Origin of the sequence: Desulfosporosinus nitroreducens, assembly GCF_023897015.1 — a bacterium.
GTDB classification, from domain to species: domain Bacteria; phylum Bacillota; class Desulfitobacteriia; order Desulfitobacteriales; family Desulfitobacteriaceae; genus Desulfosporosinus; species Desulfosporosinus nitroreducens.
This window is the reverse complement of sequence record NZ_JAMHFY010000012.1, coordinates 110,683-129,874: the sequence shown is the minus strand read 5'-3', so window position 1 is coordinate 129,874 and position 19,192 is coordinate 110,683. Positions and strand designations below refer to the sequence as shown.

At 37.6% G+C, this 19,192-nt stretch carries 24 protein-coding genes and 1 pseudogene; 2 read left to right on the top strand and 23 right to left on the bottom strand.

Features of this window, described 5'->3' with window-relative positions:
- Nucleotides 1-11: 11 nt before the first annotated feature.
- Nucleotides 12-140, top strand: a pseudogene (locus tag M8E35_RS14540) (DUF3102 domain-containing protein); the annotation flags it as partial.
- A gap of 266 nt (nucleotides 141-406) precedes the next feature.
- Here M8E35_RS14540 and M8E35_RS14535 read toward each other — a convergent pair.
- From M8E35_RS14535 to M8E35_RS14525, 3 genes are read right to left on the bottom strand one after another with little or no spacing between them, the layout of a single operon-like run.
- Nucleotides 407-1,579: a MalY/PatB family protein gene (locus M8E35_RS14535; protein ID WP_252469909.1), complete on the bottom strand. Its 1,173-nt coding sequence runs from the start codon at nucleotides 1,577-1,579 to the stop codon at nucleotides 407-409.
- 26 nt (nucleotides 1,580-1,605) lie between these two features.
- Nucleotides 1,606-2,079, bottom strand: a complete 474-nt coding sequence (locus tag M8E35_RS14530; protein ID WP_252469908.1) for a (2Fe-2S)-binding protein — start codon at nucleotides 2,077-2,079, stop codon at nucleotides 1,606-1,608.
- Nucleotides 2,069-4,342, bottom strand: coding sequence for a xanthine dehydrogenase family protein molybdopterin-binding subunit (locus tag M8E35_RS14525; RefSeq protein WP_252469907.1), 2,274 nt, complete (start codon nucleotides 4,340-4,342; stop codon nucleotides 2,069-2,071). Before M8E35_RS14525 ends, M8E35_RS14530 begins: the two co-directional genes overlap by 11 nt.
- Before the next feature lie 176 nt (nucleotides 4,343-4,518).
- Here M8E35_RS14525 and M8E35_RS14520 point away from each other — a divergent pair, with 176 nt between their 5' ends.
- Entirely contained in the window at nucleotides 4,519-5,199 is a 681-nt protein-coding gene (locus M8E35_RS14520; protein ID WP_252469906.1) for an AIM24 family protein, read from the top strand.
- 258 nt (nucleotides 5,200-5,457) lie between these two features.
- Here the strand turns inward: M8E35_RS14520 and M8E35_RS14515 are convergent, their stop codons facing one another.
- From M8E35_RS14515 to M8E35_RS14420, 20 genes are all read right to left on the bottom strand, one after another.
- Nucleotides 5,458-6,093: a tRNA-uridine aminocarboxypropyltransferase gene (locus M8E35_RS14515; protein ID WP_252469905.1), complete on the bottom strand. Its 636-nt coding sequence runs from the start codon at nucleotides 6,091-6,093 to the stop codon at nucleotides 5,458-5,460.
- A gap of 96 nt (nucleotides 6,094-6,189) precedes the next feature.
- Nucleotides 6,190-6,504 carry a hypothetical protein gene (locus M8E35_RS14510; protein WP_252469904.1) on the bottom strand — a complete coding sequence of 105 codons (315 nt, stop codon included), beginning with the start codon at nucleotides 6,502-6,504 and terminating at the stop codon, nucleotides 6,190-6,192.
- A gap of 116 nt (nucleotides 6,505-6,620) precedes the next feature.
- Entirely contained in the window at nucleotides 6,621-7,067 is a 447-nt protein-coding gene (locus M8E35_RS14505) for an aminoacyl-tRNA deacylase (protein ID WP_252469903.1), read from the bottom strand.
- A 67-nt stretch (nucleotides 7,068-7,134) separates the two neighbouring features.
- A complete protein-coding gene (locus tag M8E35_RS14500; RefSeq protein WP_252469902.1) occupies nucleotides 7,135-7,251 on the bottom strand; it encodes a DUF4275 family protein in 117 nt (38 codons plus the stop codon).
- Nucleotides 7,252-7,359: 108 nt separating this feature from the next.
- The gene (locus M8E35_RS14495) at nucleotides 7,360-7,968 is read right to left on the bottom strand and encodes a GNAT family N-acetyltransferase (protein ID WP_252469901.1); all 609 of its coding nucleotides are present in this window, start codon (nucleotides 7,966-7,968) and stop codon (nucleotides 7,360-7,362) included.
- Between the two features lie 11 nt (nucleotides 7,969-7,979).
- Nucleotides 7,980-8,243 (bottom strand): hypothetical protein, encoded by a 264-nt coding sequence (locus tag M8E35_RS14490; RefSeq protein ID WP_252469900.1) that lies wholly within the window; start codon nucleotides 8,241-8,243, stop codon nucleotides 7,980-7,982.
- Nucleotides 8,244-8,316: 73 nt separating this feature from the next.
- The gene (locus tag M8E35_RS14485) at nucleotides 8,317-9,033 is read right to left on the bottom strand and encodes an aspartate/glutamate racemase family protein (RefSeq protein ID WP_252469899.1); all 717 of its coding nucleotides are present in this window, start codon (nucleotides 9,031-9,033) and stop codon (nucleotides 8,317-8,319) included.
- A gap of 95 nt (nucleotides 9,034-9,128) precedes the next feature.
- Nucleotides 9,129-9,740 (bottom strand): LysE family translocator, encoded by a 612-nt coding sequence (locus M8E35_RS14480; RefSeq protein WP_252469898.1) that lies wholly within the window; start codon nucleotides 9,738-9,740, stop codon nucleotides 9,129-9,131.
- 111 nt (nucleotides 9,741-9,851) lie between these two features.
- A complete protein-coding gene (locus M8E35_RS14475; RefSeq protein WP_252469897.1) occupies nucleotides 9,852-10,382 on the bottom strand; it encodes a hypothetical protein in 531 nt (176 codons plus the stop codon).
- A 142-nt stretch (nucleotides 10,383-10,524) separates the two neighbouring features.
- Nucleotides 10,525-11,091 carry a hypothetical protein gene (locus M8E35_RS14470; RefSeq protein ID WP_252469896.1) on the bottom strand — a complete coding sequence of 189 codons (567 nt, stop codon included), beginning with the start codon at nucleotides 11,089-11,091 and terminating at the stop codon, nucleotides 10,525-10,527.
- Nucleotides 11,092-11,126: 35 nt separating this feature from the next.
- Complete coding sequence (locus tag M8E35_RS14465) at nucleotides 11,127-12,194, bottom strand: EFR1 family ferrodoxin (protein WP_373887455.1); 1,068 nt, start codon at nucleotides 12,192-12,194, stop codon at nucleotides 11,127-11,129.
- Between the two features lie 70 nt (nucleotides 12,195-12,264).
- The gene (locus M8E35_RS14460; protein ID WP_252469893.1) at nucleotides 12,265-12,735 is read right to left on the bottom strand and encodes a hypothetical protein; all 471 of its coding nucleotides are present in this window, start codon (nucleotides 12,733-12,735) and stop codon (nucleotides 12,265-12,267) included.
- Between the two features lie 333 nt (nucleotides 12,736-13,068).
- Nucleotides 13,069-13,446, bottom strand: a complete 378-nt coding sequence (locus M8E35_RS14455) for a DUF4180 domain-containing protein (RefSeq protein WP_252469891.1) — start codon at nucleotides 13,444-13,446, stop codon at nucleotides 13,069-13,071.
- Nucleotides 13,447-13,709: 263 nt separating this feature from the next.
- Entirely contained in the window at nucleotides 13,710-14,504 is a 795-nt protein-coding gene (locus tag M8E35_RS14450) for a hypothetical protein (protein WP_252469889.1), read from the bottom strand.
- Between the two features lie 205 nt (nucleotides 14,505-14,709).
- On the bottom strand, nucleotides 14,710-15,066 hold the full coding sequence (locus tag M8E35_RS14445) for an SHOCT domain-containing protein (protein WP_252469887.1): 357 nt from the start codon (nucleotides 15,064-15,066) through the stop codon (nucleotides 14,710-14,712).
- 560 nt (nucleotides 15,067-15,626) lie between these two features.
- A complete protein-coding gene (locus M8E35_RS14440) occupies nucleotides 15,627-16,052 on the bottom strand; it encodes a GNAT family N-acetyltransferase (RefSeq protein ID WP_252469885.1) in 426 nt (141 codons plus the stop codon).
- Between the two features lie 118 nt (nucleotides 16,053-16,170).
- Nucleotides 16,171-16,626, bottom strand: coding sequence for a GNAT family N-acetyltransferase (locus M8E35_RS14435; RefSeq protein ID WP_252469883.1), 456 nt, complete (start codon nucleotides 16,624-16,626; stop codon nucleotides 16,171-16,173).
- A gap of 135 nt (nucleotides 16,627-16,761) precedes the next feature.
- The gene (locus tag M8E35_RS14430; RefSeq protein WP_252469882.1) at nucleotides 16,762-17,136 is read right to left on the bottom strand and encodes a TfoX/Sxy family protein; all 375 of its coding nucleotides are present in this window, start codon (nucleotides 17,134-17,136) and stop codon (nucleotides 16,762-16,764) included.
- Nucleotides 17,137-17,311: 175 nt separating this feature from the next.
- Entirely contained in the window at nucleotides 17,312-18,235 is a 924-nt protein-coding gene (locus M8E35_RS14425; protein WP_252469881.1) for a PhzF family isomerase, read from the bottom strand.
- 163 nt (nucleotides 18,236-18,398) lie between these two features.
- Nucleotides 18,399-18,842, bottom strand: coding sequence for a hypothetical protein (locus M8E35_RS14420; RefSeq protein ID WP_252469880.1), 444 nt, complete (start codon nucleotides 18,840-18,842; stop codon nucleotides 18,399-18,401).
- Nucleotides 18,843-19,192 lie beyond the last annotated feature (350 nt).

Sequence of the window (19,192 nt, the reverse complement as noted above, 5' to 3'; positions counted from 1 at the left end):
TTTTTAACTTTATCAAGGAACAAAGCAGCAAAATGCTGCTTAGCAACGCCGTTGGGATCGGACGGCGTTTGACGGAAACCAAAGAGCTGGTACCCCATGGGGAGTGGCTCAAATGGCTGACTGAATCAGTGAGTTACTCCCCCCGTCGGGGAAGAGAGGCCAAATGGTGCACCAGTGCAACATTTGATTTTAACTCCATGTACACGGTTTTTGACGCCAAAGGCAGTTTTTTCATGCACATATTTATTAAGAAACTACCCGTAAACCCTTGCAAAGTCTTGACTTTCCGATAAATTAGCAAGCCCTAATTAAATTCAAAAAGAGCTTTAGAAAACTCCTAAAATAAGTTCTCTAAAGCTCTTTTGGGGTACTATTAAATTCGCCGATGCGTTAGTTCAGCATCTCTTTAGCCCAATCCATCAATTGCAACTCTGATGCGTTCAAAACCTTCCTCGAGTATGGAACGGGAGCAACCGATATTTAGCCGTGCAAAACCGTCTCCACCAGGACCAAACTGAAAGCCGGGATTTAGCCCCACCCCAGCCTTGTGCACCAAAAACTTTTGCAATTCTTTAGGTTCCATTCCTAATTCCCTAAAATCTAACCACATCAGGTAGGTGCCCTCAGGTCTAACTGTCTGAATCTGTGGGACAGTGTCAAGGGACGACATAATGAATTCTACATTTCCTTGCAAATAAACCATTAGCTGATTCAACCAATCCCCGCCATGCCTGTAAGCCGCTTCCAAAGCTGTTATTCCAAAAACATTGGGATTATGAATCCCTGTCAAGTCTCGTGTCTCTTGAAATGCTTGTCTATATTCGGGATTTGGAATAATCAAATTCGAAGTTTGTAAACCTGCCAGGTTAAATGTCTTGCTAGGTGCCGTACAAACAATCGATTTAAGAGCCAATTCAGACGAGAGAGCAGCAAAGGGAATATGACGATGTCCCTGGTAGATAAGATCCCCATGTATTTCATCAGAGATAACAAGGACATCATGCGCAAGGCAAAGCTGACCTAAGCGATCTAGTTCCTCTCGCTCCCAAACGCGCCCTACTGGATTATGCGGGTTGCATAAAATCATCATCTTAACTCCGCTGGAAAACTTCTTTTCTAAGTCCTCAAAATCCATGGTATAACGACCTTGAATAAATCTTAATTGGCTGTTTACAAGCTCACGGCCATTATTTTTTACTGCCTTAAAGAAGGGCGGATATACTGGGGATTGAAGGAGAATTTTATCCCCTGGCTTGGTTAGACTTCGTACCAATTGATATAAAGCAAAAACTATTCCCGGGCTAAAGGAGACCCAGTCTCTTTGGATCTCCCAACCATGGTGCTCATGCATCCATGTACTCAGGGATTCATAATAACCGTCCATTCCATCGGAATAACCAAATATCCCATGCTTCGCACGATTAACCAAAGCCTCAATAACAGCTTCTGGAGCTTGAAAGTCCATGTCTGCTACCCACAAAGGCAGAATATCCTCACACCCAAAAATTTTCTGATTGAAATCCCATTTCACTGAGCATGTCTGGCGACGATCAATAATTCGGTCAAAATCGCAGTTCATAAATAAAAATTCTCCTTTATCCAATTTTAAGTCCCCAACTTTTGATCCCCAACAGCGACCTCTTGAATCGCCTGCACTATTTTGTTGTATCCGGTACATCTGCATAAATTGCCGGCAATTGCCGTTTTAATCTCTTTTGCTGAAGGGTGAGAATTTACCATTAAGAGTGCCTTGGCCGACATCAGCATTCCTGGTGTACAGTATCCACACTGAACTGCACTATTATTAATAAAGGATTCTTGTAATTTACTCAATTGTCCATCCTGTTCAAGAGCTTCTATTGTGAAAATCTCTTGGCCTCGAATTTGAGGTGCAAGAACTAAGCAGGAATTTACAGCCTTGCCGTTCATGATTACAGTGCAGGATCCACACTCTCCTTCACCACATCCCTCTTTAGTCCCTATTAAACCCAGTTCTTCTCTCAATAAATCTACCAACCTTATGGTTGGCTGAACATTCATATTATGTTCTTTTCCGTTGACCTTAAACTCAATTTGCATGTTTTTTCCCCCCCAAGGCATTCAAAATCTTTTCTGGTGTGAGAGGCATATTGGAGATAGAGGTTCCAAGTGCATTATTAACGGCATTAACTACCGCTGCTGCAACAGGAACAAAGGCAATTTCCCCGATACTCTTTGCACCATAAGGACCTTCATCTCCACCTTGTTCTATCAGTAGAATGTTCACCTCGGGCATGTCAGGCGCATTAAGAACATGATAGTTTTTCAGACTGCTGTTCAGAATACTTCCATCGTTACCTACCTTAATTTCTTCATATAAAGCATAGCCTATCCCCATTTGAACGCCACCTTGAATCTGCCCTTCGACCATCCCAGGATTAATTGCTTTCCCAATATCATGTGCCGCTAGATAATCTGTAACCCGAACCTTGCCTGTCGCTGTGTCAACCTCGACTTCTGCAAAATGAACAGCATAAGCCCCTGGATTAGACGTCCCGTGATAGGTATGGGTAATAACAATGTCGGTATTATGCTTTATTTTTGCTGTTGTTGCGATATCACGATAACTTATTGAGTGTTGTTCATCCCCGCTTACCCAGACTCTTCCATCTTTATGGTCCAAATACTGGATAGGCCTTTGTAAAATTTGTGAAGCACATTCCAATAATTTCTCTTTAACACACTTTGCAACCTCGAAGGCACAAGCACCACATATATAGGTCACTCTGCTTCCATAAGAGCCAAAATCATAAGGACCGTATTCTGTATCTGCCTCTAATGTACTTATATATTTGGGATCAATATCTAAAACCTCTGCCGCAATTTGCGTAATGGAGGTAATTGTTCCACATCCTAGTTCATGAAGACCTGTATTAAGAATGAAAGAGCCGTCCTCGTTCATTTTAAGGGTCATTGTACTGTGTTCAGGAAATCCACCATACATTCCGTTTTTATGAGCAGCGCAGGCCAATCCTGCCCCTCTTCGAAATCTGCCTTGATCTGTCTCCCTCTTGAATCGTTTACTCCAACCAAAGGCTTTGGCACCTTTCTCCAGGCAGTCTATCACACGAGCATTACCCAACGATATTTGCGATGTTTTATCTAGGTCATACGGATGGACAAGATTCTTGAGCCTAAATTCTATGAAATCCATGCCTAAGCTTTTTGCCACCTCATCCATATGAATTTCAATGGCAGTCATTATTTCTGGCGCTCCCCACCCTCGCGCTCCACCAGCGACAGGCGTATTCGTATAGACGGTTTTGCCCGAATGTTCATAGTAGGATATTCGATACAATTTGCAAATTTTTTTAGACATTACATAAGTATTGTCAATTGAGCTGCTCGCATACGCCCCGGCATCCAAAACTGTATTCACACTGCATTCCGCGAGAAAGCCTTCCTTTGTAACTTTAGTTCGTATCCTGGAAGTTGTCGCCGGTCTGGTCATCGTAGAGATAATCGTTTCTTCCCTCGTCAAGCTTAATTTGACAGGACGCCTAAGTTCCTTAGCTAAAAAAGCCGTCAGCGGCTCTAAGATGGTTTCTTGTCTTCCGCCGAATGACCCTCCCATGGGTACTTTAATGACTCTGACTTTGTTATAACTCAATTCCAGAAAATCAGCGACAATGGTTCTAACGCCAAAAACTCCTTGACAAGCCGCCCAGAGAGTCAACTTCTCCGAACTATCAAAATCCGCAAGACAAACATGAGTTTCCATTGCTGCATGATGGACTTTCTGAGTATTAGTTACAGTTTCAACAACTACACAGTCCTCAGTAACTGGAAGCTGTTCCCCTAGCTTGTATTCATATTCGTAAAGCAAATTCCCCTCGGGATGAATTCGAGTCACCTGTTCTTGCAAGGCTTTCTCAGGAGTACTTAGTACTGGCAAAGCCTTATATTCCACTTGAATAATTTGAATGGCCTGCTTGGCAATTTCTTTGCTGGTAGCCACCACTACTGCAACCCGATCTCCTGCGAACCGCACCTTGTCTGTTAATAAACGCTCATCCTCTAGGCAAAATTCTTGGTTAGGTATAATTCGATAGCGACTGTATGTTTTGCTTGGAGTATTCAAATGCGTGAAAACTCGCATAACCCCTGGCAAAGCCTCTGCTTTGCTTGTATCAATTCTGGTAATGAGTGCATGGGCAATTGGACTTAAAAGCAGTTTCGCATATAACATATCTGACAGTTTTATATCACTTAAATATTCTAAACTTCCTCTCACTTTTTGCGATGCATCATGAATTGGAAAAGTGTGTCCAACGTACTTAAAATCCTTGTCCAATACTCTCACTCCTCAGATTATTGATACTTATGAATACCCATTTACTACCTCTAATTACTAATTAAACATCGCTTCTATATATAATCAATGAGTTCTATTTCGTTGTACTGACAGTCCTTTTGTTATATATTTAACCTATCTATTGAATAGACAAAAGCAGTAACAATTCAAGGAGGTTTATAACCATGTTTAAGTTTTATGTAGAGGAAGAACTAAGCTGTAAAATAGAAGGTACTGGTAAGTTTATTGCAAAGAAGGGAGCAATGGTTGCCTTTAAAGGGAACTTCAAGTTTGACAAGATGTTGCTAGGTCCAGACAATGGTGGAGGAGTTATGGGCTCTCTCTTAGGTCTAGCTAAAAGAAAACTAACCGGGGAAAATATTGAACTAATGACTGTCGAAGGCTCAGGCATCATTTATTTAGCTAAAAACGCCTATCATGTTTCAGTTTTTGAACTGGAGCCTGGGGATTGCTTATCGGTTGAGAGTGAAAATCTGCTAGCTTTTCCCACAGACCTCAAATACGATATACGTTTTATCGGAAGTGGAGTATTATCTCAAAAAGGATTAGCAACAACTGTCCTTAGCAACTTCTCAAACCTGCCCCAACAAGTTGCCGTAATAACCGATGGTAACCCGCTCATGCTTGAAGCACCCTGCGTTGTTGATCCTGATGCTGTAGTAGCATGGACAAGCGGACCAAACGGTGGCGGAGATCCAAGTGTGTCCATGAACAACTTTAGCTGGAAAACAGCGATTGGACAAACCTCTGGAGAATCCTATCAGTTTCAGTTTAATCAAACTAACCAAATGGTTCTCGTTCAACCGTCTGAGCGATTATCTGGATTAAAGGTTAGTATAGATTAGTTTATAAAGTGCTATGTCCTAAATTGGCTAAATCCTCGTTAAAATTCAAGTCTGATCTGTCGTTTAATTATAGCATTAATGTTACTTCTGAGCTTGCTTGATACTACTTTGATAACGCTATTATTCATTTCCTTCATTCATAGGAAGGTCATTTTGTCGAATTTTCCTTGAGACACAGTTTACCAAGATAATGATTGTTAGGAGCTAAATGTGCATTTGGGTAGGCAATACGACCGCCAGTACGAACACATTGAATCGCTATTCTTTAGGCAGATGTGAGCTAGCCCCTGCTTTATAATGTTTAAGAAATAGATTGAAGTATTTATCGATAATTTCCTGTTGCCCTACCTCACCAGTAATTCTTAGAATTTCCATTGCAGCTTCAATAGTACAAAGAGTCCCTTCTACTCTACCTTTACGCAAAATAAATTTGGATTCATATTCTGGCTTTATTGAGACCAGCGGGAGATTCTGCAAATAATAACTCTTCCTAATTATCTTTCTGGCTTCCTTCCATGTTCCATCAATTAAAATAAATGCGTTCTCTCCATCTTGAAGATGGTCTACAGTTTTATTAACCAAATCCTCACCTTCAGACGGAAATAGTAAAAACGTTCTACCATTATAGGCAGTTATATTCTCTAACAGTTTTAAAGAAGGTGCAGTACGTTCCCATAGAAATACTTCGGTGGAGTTAGGGTTTATTAACTTAAGCAATCTTCCCGTATTCGAAGGTCTATAAAATTCACTTTTACTTGCTAAAACCCAAAACTTTGCTTTTGTATTTATCGGAGTAACAAGATTACATATGCAAGTCAAAGTTGGCAAACCACATTGATTACAACTTTCATACAACCGTGTAATCTGCTTAACCTTAAAATTATTATTATCCATTTCTTGCATACTCCTTAAAGTGCTTTAGTATAACCTAATATTACTGTCAGATTTCATCCATATTCTTTTTCAGTTTTGTCCCGAATCAATTTCATATTAGCAATTTAATAACTGCCCCGAATAACAAAATATAATTGTGCCTGAAATTATAGCAGACATATATCTTGCTTTTGAACCGAAGTTATCTTTATAATTTAGTCCGATTAAAAATGATGGAACAAAAAATGCTAACGAGTAAAAAACCGTATAATGAATCCCTGAGTCACCATTAGACCATGACTTCAGCCCAATTCCATTTAATAGATAATCACCAATACAAATATTTCTAAACGAAATCCCAAACAAGACACCAACTATGAATAATACTAATGATATTGTTCCAATTCCTAACTCTTTATCTCTAATTTTCATTATTTATCCCACTCCTTTTGGACATAGTACTCATCCCCACAGACAAGCGAAATTAGATTAATTAGGCTTTCCCTTCAAACAAACGTTGCTTTCTCTAAGTCGCTCGTTCTCTTTGCTTACTCAATAACTGCAACAATTCTGTTTAACTTCTCTAGCGCACTAGGGTTAACTATTAAAGTACTTGTTGCCTTTCCAGAACCTCCGTATATATTGGAGTATTTAAATAATCGTTTATCAATAACACAAGGTAAATCAAGTCCCACTAAGGGGATACTTCCTACCACAAAACCAGTTACCTCCTCTACCTCTTGTGCCCCGGCAAGCTTTACCTTTTTGCATCCAATAATATTTGCTACTTTCTCGAAATCAATATAGCCCCTATCCCCGGACACAATTAACGAGAAGAACCCTTTGTCTGTCTTTAGTATTAGCGTCGGCGCAGTTTGACCAACGTTAATTCCGAAATATGTTGCACCTTCCTGGGCTGTACGGATTGCTATATCGTGCTCGATCAATTCATATTGTACGTTGTTATCTTTAAGGAGTGACTGCAAATCTCCCAACGGTCATTCCTCCTTTGTTTTTATAGACCTCTCTCTTATATCTTCTTGAATCCGTTAAACTTAGAAATTATCTACGATTATTTCTAAAGAAATATGGACCACACTGTTCTTTCTCATGCGTAACAACATACGTCCAATGAAAATCTAAGTCAACGAGATAAATATCATCCTCAGGCAAGCTCATTAACTTCTCTGATTTTTTTTAAGTATATCTAATTGCTTTTGTTTTTCATTTTCATCTTCAATTTTCCCAACCCTAACTATCTCTTCAAATAAATGATCTCTTGAACTATTAATATCCAAAAATATTCAAGTGCTCATTTTGCGGATCTGTTAAAGAAATAATATAACGTATATCAATAAGTTCTTTTCTCATAATTTCGCAAACACACTCATCTGTGGTGCATTGCAACCCATACTTTTCGTAAAAATGTCTTGCTCGCTGATTATTTTTAAGCACCCATAAGTAAATGTTTTGATAGCCAGATTGTTTTAAATCTAATAATGCACTGTTTAACAATTTACTACCATATCCTTTGCCAAAGTATTCCGGCAACAGATAAATGGAGACAATTTCACCCCAATCTGGCAGACAGTTATCTCTGGACTTTCCATAAGCAACACAGCCAACTGCACTACCGTTTTCCGAAATAAGCTGGACGGTTAAAATATTATCTTTTATCCAAGTTGTAAAAGCTGATACCCAATAGTCTTCTTTAAGCTCATCTAAGTACGTTTGTGGAATAATTCCCTTATAGGCAGACTTCCAACTTAAAGCATGAATACAACTGATTTTTTTAACATCATCAAGTGATGCTTTTCTAATCTCCATCTTTTTATCCTTCATACACACAACCGCTTTCATTTTTGCAAAGTACGCAAACCCTTTATTATAGGACATCGGCTAACACCCTAGTTTATCTTCTCTAAAGACTTTCCGAACCATTGAATTAATCCACACTTAGTACACTCTAGAATCTTTGCCGATTTATTTAGCCAATCTAGGTTCAATAAACTAGCACCTGCTGTATTCAATTGAGCAGATCCCTCGTCAAAAATATCATTTTGACAATGGGGACAGATGACCTTGATATTCCCAGCTTCATATCGACTGGGACCTAAAGCACTTTTAAAAGCTTTTGCGCCTCTCTTTAAACCTTCTACGAAATCAGACATTTCCTCGCCTCCCAACAAAGCAGTCCTGATCATAATTACCTTTTAGTATCTAGAACTCCAAATAGAAATCTATTTACTTAGCGCCTGAAAGAATACCCAGATTAATAAGCGAAAAGTTTACCGCACCTATTGCATGAATCAAGGTCGTATCATATAACGGCACAGTCGAATCTTCTGATTTAACTAATAAGCCAATTTCCGTACATCCAAGGATGATTCCCTCTGCACCTTGCTTTATCAAATCTTCAATAATTCTTTTATAACTGACTCTTGATGAGTCAATGATTTGTCCCAGGCATAGTTCTCTATAAATTACAGTGTTGACTATCTCTCTATCTGTTTCCTTAGGAATTAAAACCTTTATACTTTGATTCTCTAGGCGTGATTTGTAAAAATCCTGTTCCATTGTGTATCTGGTTCCAAGCAGTCCGACTGTTTTTATTCCATTCAATAGAACTTGTTCTGCAGTGATATCCGCAATGTGAAGTAATGGAATACTAATACCTGCCTGAATATCATCAGCAACTTTGTGCATAGTATTTGTGCAAATAACAATAAAGTCTGCCCCTGCTTTCTCAAGGCTGCGTGCAGCATTAGCTAGAATCTGCGCAGCTTTTCCCCATTCACCATTCCTTTGACAGATCTCTATTTCCTCGAAGTCCACGCTGTATAGAACGCATTTTGCCGAATGCAGACCTCCAAGGCGGTTCTTAACTTCTTCATTAATAATTCGATAATATTCAGATGATGATTCCCAACTCATCCCTCCGATTAATCCAATTGTCTTCATCGATTTCCCCTCCAGTTTATTTATTTTGACTTTAATAGAACCTGAATTTTTCTTGGCAAAGTTTCACAAACCCTTCGATATATAGGGTTGCGCCCTCAGCTGCTCGCCAGGGCTATAAAACCAAATATCAATATTATTATTCCTGAGACCTTATTTATCCATCGCAACCTCTTAGTGTCAAATCTCTTTCCGAGTACATGAACGGTTGAACTTAAAGTCAACCACCATAAACCTGATCCAACAAATACTCCCATCACTAATATCAACGACGAAAAATAATCAGTTTGAATTGTGCCTATCCCCAATCCAGCAAAGACAGCCGCAAAAGAAATGATCGTCATTGGGTTTACAATTGTAAGAAAAAATGTAGAAATATAACTCCCTATTAGTCCATGTCGTTTAGAAGATACTGCCTCATCTGAAGGTTTTGTTATAAACATCTTAATTCCTAAATATAAAAGAAAAAGTCCTCCAATAATCCTCAGCCAAATTTGTTGCCCTATCAAAAAGTTTGATATGCTTGCTAGGCCAAAACCAGCGATCATTCCATAGGTAGCATCAGCCGTGGCAGCACCTAATCCTGATAAAAAGCCAGATAATCTCCCCTCTGTCAATGTCCGCCTTATACAAAGAACTCCAATCGGTCCAACCGGTGCAGCAATTGAGAACCCAATAATTATACCCTTAATTAAAAAATCAAAATCCACATCCTCAAATCCATTCTTTCATTCGTAATTTAACGTTTTAGTCATTCACGGAGCGTCAAACTACCTGAGTAGCTATTCCTTCGGACAATACCAAGGATAATGCTCATAATCTCACTCTTTTAGTGTGACAATTCTTTTTGCTATTAAAGGAATATATAACGCAAAAATTTCTGAAATAGATAGTGTTGCTATATAAAAAGCTATATCAAATAATACATTTATAGTTCTAAAGCCATACCAAGCTCCAGCAAAAAAATTAATTACCATGATTACGATAACAAAAGCAGAAAAATTGCGCCAGACGAAACCGCTTTTGTTCTTCTTATTCGCAAATAAAAGATACAATAAAAATATGATAGTTGAACAAGTCGCTATAATAGAAATGACCGCAAAAAAATCAAATTTCGTAGTAGCCCATAATACAAAGTCAGAGTCAAGATGTTGTCTATTCGCGCTTTTATCTAAGCCTAAAATAAACTGTGATCTTGTTGTTATAATCCCTAACATTCCAACAATTGAAAGAATTGACGATAATATGATATAGCATTTTTTCTTTACATCACTTTTACCAAAACTTATAAGGCAGTTGCTTACAACAATCATTGCCATTCCTATCCCAATGGGTGATATAGTAACATTCATTAACAGTACACCTCACTCATAAAATATGTTATCTAATTCGCACTTTCTTACAAATGCGATGTAATACCCGATTTTTTCTCATCCGCGCCAAGGATAGTGTGGCCTTTGCGCGCTAGAATGGCTGTGTTATTCCCCCTAATACTTATTTATTTAACTCGCCCTTCTCGAAAGCTCGTCGGGTAGAATTTCCCAGTTTTGCATCGAAACCTTTAGGAAGATATTCTTTATCAATTATTTCTTCATAGTTTATGTCGCTGAAATAATCACAAAAAGTAATTTCTACATAAATCAATCTATTATTGTCTTTGTCAGCCAAAGCATAAATATAACCATTATAACTGTCAGCCAAAATTGCGCAGATTGGATAATTAAATCCTGTTCCGCCATATATAAGATAATCACTGGAGGAATTCAATTTTGACAGTCTCTCTGTTTCTTTAGCATAGTCTTCCTCATTGCAGGAATATACAAGATAGACTACATGATTTGGGTCCCATGAATTATAGTAATAATAACAAAAATCTTCAATTACTGCCGAGATTGGGATGCTCTGGGGGAATATATCATTGGGATGCTTTCCTTCAGTTCCAAGATATTCACTGTAATCCGAAATATCCGTAGTTTTATCCTTTTGAGTAAGCAGCCCACAACCACTACAAATTGACATGGTTATTATGATCGAAATGATTAATAATATCTTTTTCTTCAAATTCCCACTCCTCTTTGAATTACAACCACTCTTGGTCAATCTTTTTTTCTTTCTGAAATATCTATCAGCGAAGTGTCAGGCTCGTGATACCTGCGATATAAGTGGGTGAAGGTTGTGTAGGTACATAGCTTATTAAGAAAGGGATTTCTAATAAGTACTGAAAGAATAAGGTACGCAACAAAAAAAGAAATCAATATGTAAATATAATTAAGCACAACGTTATATAAGAAAAGATAATGTTCTATCGGTATAATTTTTCCTAATTCATTTAATACATAAAAAGATACTGGTAATGTGGCAACGAAATATAAAATGATTGCAAATGAATGGCTTGCTTCAACCGCTTTGTTAGGGCAATAGCCCATACATCTCATACAACTTTCACAAGCAAATGTCCAATAAGGACGCGGCTTATTACTTCCTACCATTCTGATTGCCTGAACTGGGCAACTATTAGCACATAAACCGCAACCTGTACAATTTCCCGAAGCAAAAAACAATTTTGATAGGAAAAATCGGCCTATGACTAAATAACCAATCGAAATAGGACTCAGTATCAATCCTAAAAATAAACATATAATTCCCCTGTACACTCTTTTTCCTTCTAAAATACTTTTCATAAAAAGATTGGTCTTTACCCTTGCTCTACGAATGATAAATCTCGAGTTTTCGAGATTTAAACCCCAATGCAGAGACATCCAGTTAGATGGCATATCAAGCCCCATGACACCACGAACAATGTAACCCTTTAAAAAAAGTATGAGTGCAATGAGATAACCTGCGGTACCTTCGAATCCTGGGAACGGAATTGACGCAATTCTAGTCCCAGCTCTTGTTGCTATGACATAAGCATGTTTTCTATTTCCATGTGGCAGGCGCAAAGCATGTCTAATCACTTGCCAAGGTGCTGTAAACCCATGCGTAGGAAAAACTACTCCTAACAAGTCTACTTCTTCCAAATCTAATTGTTCACAGGATTTTGAGATCTGATCTAGTTTTGAGGTTACCCCTTTTTTGTTAGCTGCTTCTTCCATCCATGTAGACGCTCGGTAAGAGTTTCCTGTTCCGCTCATGAAATATATTACCATTGAACTATACTGCATACTCTAACCCCCTCTCCCAATTGGGTAATGATTCGCAATACTGGCCTTTGGTATTAGGAAAGAATGCTTATTAGTTGTTAATAGTGATTTTAAAAGCATAGTCTATGTGATGGGAATCATCCCAATAACCCGTCAGCACATAAATGTATTGCCCACCTTCTCCATGAACAATAAATGAATTCCCGTCCAATGGTTGTTCAATCATTCCAAATTCAAGAGGTTCTTTTTCATTTGGAACGATTAAGTAAACGTTGTTACGTTTAGGTGGTTTGGAGGTCTTAAATTCAAAGTAAACTCTTTCACCATTTTTCACTATACCTGTTTGCAGTTCTTTAACGAGATTTTCTGGTATTTCTCCAAAAGCGGTATTACCGCCTTTATTCTTGTCAAACCAATTATAATATCCAAGGGCAGTTTCGATATCTTGATTACCAGTCATCACAACAGTTTTAGGTATTTTAGAGGGAACATCAGATTTGTATAGAATGAAAACTAAAACTAGCAGACAACCTATTACACCTAAAACCAAACTTTTTTTCATATCAATCCTCCTGCTGGGGATACGTCATTAACCGCCACAGCAATTAAAGCTTTAAGCACATTAACTGGTGTAATCATTGTAAAACCTCCATTTGTATTCATTGCAAGCCTTCCACTCCTTTCTGTGAATAACTACACAAAGTATGATTAGATTAACCTAGGCTTCTCCTCATCAGTTATATTGACCTCCTTGTAACTTTCACCAATTAACCTGAAAAAACCTGCTTTCAGGCATCTTTATTTGACATTTTAAGGCCCATCAAATGGCAAATCTTTGGAAGGCATATTATCACCCTTCCGATAAATTCTTATAAACAGGAGCAGAACATCTCCATTAGTTGGCGGCGTTAATCATGGCAAATCGTTCAATCGCTTCCTTTTCATTATTTAAAAAGAAGATATGCTTTCCCTTGTTACATTCATCGATGAAATCTTTTAGACTCTTGCTCTTATAGGAAGAAAAATCACCTAAGATTGCAATCTTCATATGGTAGTTAACAAACTTTTGCAAAATGTCTCCGGCCATCTTAGTGCTTAGGTCAAAAAAGTCTTCACATATTGCCGTCTTATTCAAAATCATGAAGTCACACCCTGTTTCATACCCAATTGTTGCTATTAGGTCTAGCGCTGACTGAACGTCTTTTAACAAGATCACGTCACTTGTTACCAAAGCAACTTCTAGTTTGTTTTCCTTCAAAATTTTAATTTTCATGATTTTTCTCCAATAATTTCTTATTATTTTTAACAATACCTCGACGGTTTCTTTAAACGTACTGAGGTTTTGCTGTTTGCGACGCCGGGGTTACTACTTTCATATTCTCTCCGATATTTAAAACCCTATGTTAGGCGGCGGGCCATGCCCTTTAATTTAGCAGACGACTATGACAGGATTCCCTTAAACCTTCCTCTTCGAACCGCGCAATCAACAAAATTAGAAGAATACGAAATAACCTAGGATTATACTCATTACCCATACTATAAAAGCTTCCTATAATTGTTGTAATCATCATTTATATCACAAACAAAAAAATCAGACTCCATTCTTAAATTATCAAATAAAGTTGCTATAGACTTCTCATTTCTATTTAACTTTAAAACATCTGAAAGCTCTTTTTGTTTTTTATAAAAATCTGGTATGTTTATTATCCATTCTTGCTCTAATTTATCTAATGAATATTCAATTCTCATACGCTCTAATTTGATAACTTTATTCCAATATGGATAAAACACTGCTAATTCCAAGAAATCTTTGAAGTTATTAGCAATTCTACCATAGTATCCATCTCTCCGAACATATCCAATTGGTACATCTAATTCTTCTATATTACAATAACCTTCTATTGAACCAAAATAATCCCTACATTTATCTAAAGCAAAAATAACAAACTTTACTGAACAATTAAATTCAAAATCCTCTTTTCTCCTTTCATAGCATAATGAAATATCACAAAGTTCCTCCAAGAGCTGATAATTCCTATCAGATTTACACCCTTGACCGCTTGTATCAAATTCAACTCCCTCTGATAAGGTCATTCCATCAATTGACACTCCAAACATCATTGCATCATTAAAATTCAGATTCTCAATCCATTCATGCTTTTCCTTAAATATTTTAATATGCTCTTCATCCATATTTTCTTTTTTTAACTCATAATAATCATTTACTATTTCTGCAAGGATAGCTTCTTTTACTTTCTTGTTATTTTTCGATACAGGTAGCTTTTTGAAAAGTTCTTCTACCTGTTCTACATATTCATATATAAAAATCATTTATCCGACTCCTCGTAGAGGTTATTACCTTATTTCGCAATATCCTACAATCACATTAATCAATAATTACCTTGTGAAAAGCTTTGAAATCCTCAACATGCAGAAAGCCAACCGCCTAATGAAACCTTGATCGGCTCGTTTTCACCGTCAGTATTCTTGATTCTCCTATAGGGTCGACTTCTAGAACGCCATCCAATTTGCTCGTTTACCCGTACCATTCTGATTTCATTATCTCTATACGTTTCTTCTCAAATTCATTTTCACTAATTAGCCCATCTTCTTTAAGTTTATTTAGCTTACGTAGACTTGTTTCGAAATCTCTTTCTCTATATGCGGTAGCATGAATCGGATCTTCTTCTATTTCCCAAGATGTCATACCTCTATTGCTAAAGAAATTATACGCGTGTAGGCCGCCGATGACCAATCCCATAATAGTAAACATTAATGAAAACGTACCAATGAGCTCTATTAGACTAAAACCGATAAAAACAAAAACTGCTCCCCCAATCATTCCTGTTAAAGATTGAGATTTGCTTGGTCGAACCCTAACTTTACCCGCCACATTTATTCCTCCTCCCAGCACCAGGTAAACGTTCTCTTAGAACAATATTTTTTTCTAATCCCCAGCATGGACATGTGATTCTTCCTCATCTTTCATAGAAAATCCTGTGCCGAGGCCTCCCAGAGCCTGCTATTCACATCCATATTTTCTCAGATTTCAGGATACACTGTTAGACGAAGTACAGCTTCGCATAAAGACAAGCATAAATTTCTCACGGTAAATCTGGTCCTCCTGTAAATAAGTCTAAGTCTACTGATCATCAAATTCTGCTATTAGAATCTTCTTTGTAAATAGGTTTCTCCGAAGGGAATTTAATATTATATTGATTAACGAGTTTGTTCACGACTTTATAGATCAGATTCAAGCGCTTCCTTAAGTTCAACTGATATTGGAGTAGATAAATACAGATTACAGTTACAAATATCACACCATACTGGGTCAGCTGAAAAGTCGGCTTCATTTCTTAACGATCTAGTTGGGCTTTCGCACATCCTGTATTAAAAGTATCTAAACTATTACTCTGAATGTCTGGAATCCCTATTAACTGAAGTGCTTTGTTCTTAGTCTAATGCCATATTTATTACGATTTCACCTGTTTCAGGTTGAACTTCCTCGCTCCAATATGTAAACCCGTTTTTAGTATAGAATCTTCTGGCATCAATATTCTTACTATATACACCAACTTTTAACTGCATATTTTCTAGTTTTGCCTGCTCGATTAGTTTTGTGCCGACACCTAATCCCTGCTTTGTAGGCGTAACAAATAAACCGCCTATGTAATTTTCTAGTATAGAAATAAACCCGATTAATAAACCACTTTCCTCGGCAACCCAAGTCTCTGCAATTGGTAGATACTTATTCCTTAACTCCCCTTTGTGAGATTCCCACATTTCCTTGGGAATAAAGGAGTGAGCGATTACACTTGCGTTGTACCAGAGCTCTACTAATTCTTCAGTATCGAAATGCTCGAATTTCCTAATAATCATTTTTTGCTCTCCTTAAAAGACTCATTAAACCCTCTTGCCAGCCATTTTACACCGACCCCTTATTCAGAGTCCGCCATGGACGACGGACCCTCAAACATCCTTTCACTAAAGCCACTATTTACACAAGTCCACTATAAATTAATCGTGGAATTATACGTCCTTTTTTCAGAAGAGATTCTACTTCTCCAAAGGGTATTGCCCCCATTTTTAGATAAAATTCTTTAGCTTGCGGGCTTGTAACTATAACAAATTCTTTAATTCTTAAAGATTTGCATGTATTCACCAAATGAATCCATAATAATTTTCCATACCCTCTACCTATACTTTTGGGTTCAATAAAGAGGTATTCTAAGAAAACTTCCTTGTCATCTATCAAAATACCGTAAAATCCCACAATATTATCATCTTCTATAACAAAAGTTGGATTATAGCATATAAACTCTTCAGTTACCTTGTATACTGACTTAAATTCATCCATATAATCAGAATTATTTCCCCAATAAGCCTCGGATTTAATTGCAATATCGGTTAATATTTGATGTTCATATGGTTTAGCACGACGTATATTTAACATTTTTTGCTCCTTTATCAACAATTGTTTACCTAAAATTATCAGTAGAGTATCAACAATGACAACAACACTGAAAATAAGTTATATCTGAGTCTGTAAAATGCAAAGTATCTTCCCAGAACATGTGATTATTTGTATTTACTTAAAACATTGACCACTCTTTCCAATTCTTTGTTTTTTAGGCTTTGTGTATTTATTTCTAGATGCTATTAAAGCTTTCTTAGCCCACTCAGCTAACAGTTCTATATTTTCCAAGATATCAACTGGAACTTCATAATATGGCATTACCATGGGCTTTTCAGCAAATGGTTGAAAAGGTTCCATTCCCGCTCGTTCATAGTCCGACCTATTGGAGTCATCCACTTTGAAGTATAGGACGTCATCCGCAAGTAATCCAAAAATTAAACTGTCATAGTAAACACCTGCACCGCCAAACATCTTTTTAACAGTAACGCGACCTAACACTCTAAGTTGGTCTACTACATATTCTTGGTAACTCTCGCTAATTGCCATGATGTTCCTCCCACGTTTATCTAGAACCATCCAGATGGCCTATATCGTTTAGGTATTCCCGAACGCGCCTAACCACTTTCATCTTTACTAAGTGTCGAGAATACCGTGTTAGACTCTGTGCCAGCTCAGCTTGTCCCTTATAAATTAAAGTCATCTCTTCTGTCTTAAACTCTTTTTAAATCTCAATCTCGGTCTTAAACACAATAACCGCTCTTCCCCCAATTTTGACTTGTTTAGGCTCTCCATCATCTAAATGAACAATCACGTTTACTAGACCACTTCGCCCAATTGCATGCCCTTGTTCGCTCTTAAAAGAAAAGTTAGACTTATCATGTTCAACCAATCCGTGTTTTACTAAATATGCCCCAAGGGGACCATTAGCGTTTCCTGTTACCGGATCTTCGTTAATTCCAATGTAAGGCGCAAACATTCTTCCATGAGTCAAGATATCCTTTTGTTCCGAATCCATTGTAAAAACAAAATAGCCGTTGCAGTTAATCGTTTTACTTATTTGGGCTAATGCTTGCATATCTGGGAACAAGTCGTTCAATCTACATCTAGTTTTAATTCCAATCATAACCTTCGAATGTCCTGTAGAAACAATTTGAATTGGGCATCGTTGATCTAAATCGTCCTCTTTTAGTCCCAGGGCATTAACGATTTTATCCCTTTCTTGCATAGCAAGTGGTGGATAAAATTCAATTTCACCCTGAGTCATTAATATGGAATAATCACTGCTCTCTTTAATTATTTCAACTGGTAAAATTCCAATTCCAATCTTATGCATTACTGTTGAAGCGCTAAGTTTATGTTCTAGTGCCCGAACATAGTGCGCAGCAATTGTGGCATGTCCACAAACTGGCACTTCAGTTTTCGGAGTAAAATATCTGATCTTAACCTCATGATCAGCTCCATCCGGCTTGAATATAAATGCCGTTTCCGAATTGTTCATTTCCCGAGCAATGTTTAACATTTCCTGATCAGTAAGTCCATCTGCGTTCAAAACTACACCAGCAGGATTTCCCTTAAATTTTTCAGTAGTAAATGAATCAACCTGATAAATCTTTAGTATTCTCACTTGCTCCCCTTCCTCTTTCATATCTTAGGCATGGCGTCAAACGGTCCGAGTGTTTGGGACGTCTGGTTATTACCCAAAATGTCTTCTCCGATGTTGCAAACCCTCTTTCATATGATGGATGGCGCACCCAAATGCGACGTAATCTGGCAGTTTCTTTATCCCTTCTAACACGACTGTGAATACACTATGGCCGTTCTTCCTTGTCGATAATTATCCAACCGTCGTCGACCATTTGAACTGTGAATGTAATCGTTACATCCCTAGAACCACCAACAATTTTTCTATTATAGTCAGCTATAACTACTGAATAGATCATTTCTACCTTGAGGATGTCATTGGCTTTTTTCTGTGAAATTTCGGCCAAACTAAAGTCAACGCTAAAAGGTTTTTTATATTCAGTAGAATTAACCGGATAGGCATTGTAGATGTTGGTTTTATTAAAGACTTCCTTAGTCACATGTTTAGCAAGTTCATCGCTGAATCCTTTGTCAGTTAAGAATACTTCTTTAACAACTTCATTGATTTCAATGTATTTTCGAGCTTCTGTTTTAGCTAGTTTTCCGCAGGCTCCTTGGGTCATGATGATAAATCCTATTAAAATCACTAGGTAAATTCTCTTTATTTTCACTTCGCCACACCCCTACTGCCAAACTAATATTCATTTGCCAAAAGCAAATCTCGTATTGATTACAAAGATTTTCCTCATTCGTTCACAGTATCAAAGAATATTTCTTCAGCCATTACAGATAACGTTTTAGGGATTCCCGACGCCATATTACATCCATTTTGGCTAAGGTCAGGAATCCCCCGTTATAATAAGTGGTCTCTTTGAGCCACCCAGATATTTAGTTACTTCTACAATTAAACAGAAATTCCTTTTCTTCCTTCCGCCCTGTATGTTCATCGAACCGAATACCCGAAGCGATCCAATATAGCATATTTTCCAGAGTTCGCCATGCTCTAATTTAGAGGCCGCAG

Excerpts from the sequence above, each read along its gene's own strand:
- M8E35_RS14535 (WP_252469909.1), bottom strand. The coding sequence starts at position 1,579 with ATGAACTGCGATTTTGACCGAATTATTGATCGTCGCCAGACATGCTCA.
- M8E35_RS14530 (WP_252469908.1), bottom strand. The coding sequence starts at position 2,079 with ATGCAAATTGAGTTTAAGGTCAACGGAAAAGAACATAATATGAATGTT.
- M8E35_RS14520 (WP_252469906.1), top strand. The coding sequence starts at position 4,519 with ATGTTTAAGTTTTATGTAGAGGAAGAACTAAGCTGTAAAATAGAAGGT.
- M8E35_RS14515 (WP_252469905.1), bottom strand. The coding sequence starts at position 6,093 with ATGGATAATAATAATTTTAAGGTTAAGCAGATTACACGGTTGTATGAA.
- M8E35_RS14510 (WP_252469904.1), bottom strand. The coding sequence starts at position 6,504 with ATGAAAATTAGAGATAAAGAGTTAGGAATTGGAACAATATCATTAGTA.
- M8E35_RS14500 (WP_252469902.1), bottom strand. The coding sequence starts at position 7,251 with ATGAGCTTGCCTGAGGATGATATTTATCTCGTTGACTTAGATTTTCAT.
- M8E35_RS14495 (WP_252469901.1), bottom strand. The coding sequence starts at position 7,968 with ATGTCCTATAATAAAGGGTTTGCGTACTTTGCAAAAATGAAAGCGGTT.
- M8E35_RS14490 (WP_252469900.1), bottom strand. The coding sequence starts at position 8,243 with ATGTCTGATTTCGTAGAAGGTTTAAAGAGAGGCGCAAAAGCTTTTAAA.
- M8E35_RS14485 (WP_252469899.1), bottom strand. The coding sequence starts at position 9,033 with ATGAAGACAATTGGATTAATCGGAGGGATGAGTTGGGAATCATCATCT.
- M8E35_RS14475 (WP_252469897.1), bottom strand. The coding sequence starts at position 10,382 with ATGAATGTTACTATATCACCCATTGGGATAGGAATGGCAATGATTGTT.
- M8E35_RS14465 (WP_373887455.1), bottom strand. The coding sequence starts at position 12,194 with ATGCAGTATAGTTCAATGGTAATATATTTCATGAGCGGAACAGGAAAC.
- M8E35_RS14460 (WP_252469893.1), bottom strand. The coding sequence starts at position 12,735 with ATGAAAAAAAGTTTGGTTTTAGGTGTAATAGGTTGTCTGCTAGTTTTA.
- M8E35_RS14455 (WP_252469891.1), bottom strand. The coding sequence starts at position 13,446 with ATGAAAATTAAAATTTTGAAGGAAAACAAACTAGAAGTTGCTTTGGTA.
- M8E35_RS14450 (WP_252469889.1), bottom strand. The coding sequence starts at position 14,504 with ATGATTTTTATATATGAATATGTAGAACAGGTAGAAGAACTTTTCAAA.
- M8E35_RS14440 (WP_252469885.1), bottom strand. The coding sequence starts at position 16,052 with ATGATTATTAGGAAATTCGAGCATTTCGATACTGAAGAATTAGTAGAG.
- M8E35_RS14435 (WP_252469883.1), bottom strand. The coding sequence starts at position 16,626 with ATGTTAAATATACGTCGTGCTAAACCATATGAACATCAAATATTAACC.
- M8E35_RS14430 (WP_252469882.1), bottom strand. The coding sequence starts at position 17,136 with ATGGCAATTAGCGAGAGTTACCAAGAATATGTAGTAGACCAACTTAGA.
- M8E35_RS14425 (WP_252469881.1), bottom strand. The coding sequence starts at position 18,235 with ATGAAAGAGGAAGGGGAGCAAGTGAGAATACTAAAGATTTATCAGGTT.